This is a genomic window from Ruegeria sp. BHSB064 (assembly GCF_059613205.1).
Genome location: NZ_JBXWSB010000224.1, coordinates 1 through 2967, shown reverse-complemented (window position 1 = coordinate 2967; position 2967 = coordinate 1). Strand labels below are relative to the sequence as shown.

4 protein-coding genes are annotated in these 2967 nt (G+C 55.6%); all 4 read right to left on the bottom strand.

Translation table 11 applies throughout. The annotated features are described in order from the left end of the window. Nucleotides 1-378 (bottom strand): POTRA domain-containing protein (locus AC2FNU_RS24455; RefSeq protein ID WP_496794093.1); only part of this gene is annotated, 378 nt, incomplete at its 3' end. A 127-nt stretch (nucleotides 379-505) separates the two neighbouring features. After that, nucleotides 506-649 (bottom strand): hypothetical protein, encoded by a 144-nt coding sequence (locus tag AC2FNU_RS24450; protein ID WP_496794091.1) that lies wholly within the window; start codon nucleotides 647-649, stop codon nucleotides 506-508. 79 nt (nucleotides 650-728) lie between these two features. Then, nucleotides 729-2081, bottom strand: a complete 1353-nt coding sequence (gene rseP / locus AC2FNU_RS24445; protein ID WP_496794087.1) for an RIP metalloprotease RseP — start codon at nucleotides 2079-2081, stop codon at nucleotides 729-731. Nucleotides 2082-2085: 4 nt separating this feature from the next. Beyond that, a partial coding sequence (gene dxr, locus AC2FNU_RS24440) for a 1-deoxy-D-xylulose-5-phosphate reductoisomerase (RefSeq protein WP_496794083.1) occupies nucleotides 2086-2967 on the bottom strand: 882 nt, incomplete at its 5' end.

Here is a 2967-nt window from a genome sequence, read left to right as displayed (position 1 = left end):
ATTTCCTTCGATGCTGATTTGGTTGATGGTTGGGTATTCCTGAACTTCGATCACCAGAGTCGAGCCGCGCGGCGTCAGTTCGACTGTTTCAAATACACCACTGTCAAGCAAACGCTGATAAGCATCATTGATCTGTCCGGCAGTGACTGTCTGTCCGGGCTCGATTCCGGTTCGGGCGATGATCGTGCCCGTTTCAATCCGGCGATTGCCTTCAACCTGAAACGAATTGATCGTGAAGTTCTGTGCCTGTGCTGCGTTCGGAAAAGCCACCAAACACGCTGCAACAAAAAGGAAAAGAACCGTTAGCGCCTGCCACAAAATATTGTTTGTCGGCATTTGCCCCCCGCAGGATGTGCCCGCGCCTCGCCTGTCAGTCATTTTGTGCTCTACCCAGAATTTTAAGACTTTAATGCTGAGTAACGAGATTGAATGAGCTTGTCAAAAGGCGAAATAGAAGCATTGCAGCGCGGCGCCGCACAGCAAGCTTTCTGCATTTCGGTGAGAATCAGAATCCGGCCAGATAAACCCCGGCCAGATACATTGCGCCAGTCAACGCCAGCGCCGTCATAGCAAAGCTCAACAATACGTCACGGTTCAGCATGAAAAGCAAGCTGAACCCCTGGTACGATTTCTTTAGCGCTTTGGTCATGGCGATACCCTTTCGACGCAAAAACTATAGCCATGAATTGAGGCAGGAATGCGGCTTAAACTTGCACCAATCGCCACATTCAGCAGAACAGGTCGTTACTGACCGAAAACAGCATAAGCGTCAGGATGATAGTGATCCCCAGCCCCATGAGAATCCTCAGCGCGCCATCACTGGGTGGCTTTCCGGCGACCGCTTCATAGGCGTAAAACACCAGATGACCGCCATCCAAGGCCGGGATCGGGAACAGGTTCAACAAACCGACAGCCGTCGACAGAACCGCGATAAAGAAGATGAAGTTTTGCGCCCCCTGGCTGGCCATCGCACCCGAGGTTTCGGCGATCCCGATTGGCCCGGAAATGTTGCAGGTGCTGATCGCACCCGTAATCATGTGCCACATGCCGGACAGTGACCCTTCGATGATACGGCCGGTCTGAATGACGCCGCCACGCAGTGAATCCACGAAACCGGCGGGCTCAGTGGCGGGCTCCAACATCATGCCGCCGATGATCCCGATCCGCCAATGAGTGACAAACCCTCCTTCCGGCTGAGGTTCATCCGTGCGGCGTGGGGCCAGCGCAAACTCAAGATCAGAGCCGTCCCGCCACACATTCAACAGCAGGACGCGACCGTCCGAGCTTTCGACAAAATCCTTCAGTTGATCAAAGGCAAAGATCGGTTCGCCATTTACGGCCGTGATTACATCACCCTGCTCTAACTGAATGTCCATGGCCGCACTGCGCGGGGCAACCTGACGGATTAACGGTGGGAACATCCAGGGTGCTTGAACGTCCAGTGTCTCGCCATCGCGGATCACCGTGTAATCCAGAACCGGTTGCACCGGCAACGCATCGATGAAATCCTGCCAGGCCCCCTCTTCGTCATAGTCCGGTGTCGGTAGTCCAGCGATTGCGGTGATCACATCGCCTTCCCGCAGTTCCTGTACCGTCCCCGGCAACGGCTGCAGCGAGGCCACGGTCAATGGCTCACGCGACACACCCTGAGACCAGAAGATCATTCCAAAGACCAGAATGGACATTGCAAAGTTAAACGCCGGACCTGCCGCGACCGTTGCAGCCCGCGCCCACAACGGAGCACCGTGCATAGTCCGACGCAGCTCTTCCGGGTTTTGGGTGGCGATTTCGTCCATCGCCTCTTCATCCTTGCCCGACGCGGCATTAGCGTCGCCCAGGAATTTCACGTAACCGCCAAAGGGCAAGAGTGCGATCTGCCAGCGGGTGCCCCGTTTGTCGATACGGCTCCACAGGACCGGACCGAACCCGACCGAGAACACCTCGGCATGGATGCCCGACCACCGGCCCACGATATAGTGGCCGTATTCATGCACGGCCACGATGACCGACAACGCGATGACAAACGCTACAATCGTCCAAAGAAGATTGCCAAATTGAGGGATCAGCGAAAGTACGTCCAAAATTCTATCCTGCTCGTTCCACCACGGTGTCATCGACCCATTGACGTGCCAAATGGTCCGTTTGCTGCACGTTATCAAGGGTCATCGGGGCATCAATAAGGCCGTCTGCTGCGTCAAAACGGTCCAGAACAGCGGCCACCGCATCTGCCATATCCGTAAATGAGATATGGCGTGCAATGAAATGATCCAGCGCCCGTTCCTTTGCAGCATTGAATACAGAGCCCGCCAAACCACCGCGATCCATGACCTCCCAAGCCAGTTTCAGTGCTGGGTACCGTGTCAGGTCCGGTGACTTAAAGTTCAGCTGGCCCACTTTCGTAAGATCAAGCCGTTCCACAGGAAGGTCACGGCGCTTGGGCCAATGCAAGGCATAGCCAATGGCGTGACGCATATCCGGTGCGCCCAAATGGGCAATCACCGCCCCATCCCGGTATCCAACCATCGCGTGAACAATGGATTCCGGATGCACGACAACTTCGATCTGCGCGGGATTGACCGAAAAGTATTCTTTAGTTTCTATAACTTCCAACGCCTTATTGAACATAGACGCACTGTCTATTGTGATACGTTGGCCCATATCCCAATTCGGGTGGCTGGACGCTTGTTCTACCGTTGCATTTGCCAGGTCTTCCAGTGGCCAGTCCCGAAAGGCACCTCCGCTTGCCGTAATGATCACACGCTCGACCGCATCGATGTCTTCACCGACCAGTGCCTGAAACACGGCGGAATGCTCACTATCGACGGGCAGCAACCGCGCGCCGTGGGCCTTGGCCGTTTCCAGAACCAGTGACCCGGCGCAGACCAGCGTCTCTTTATTGGCAAGCGCCAGCGTCGCTCCTTGTTTGAGCGCTTCAATCCCCGGTGCTAGGCCCGCTGAACCCACAAT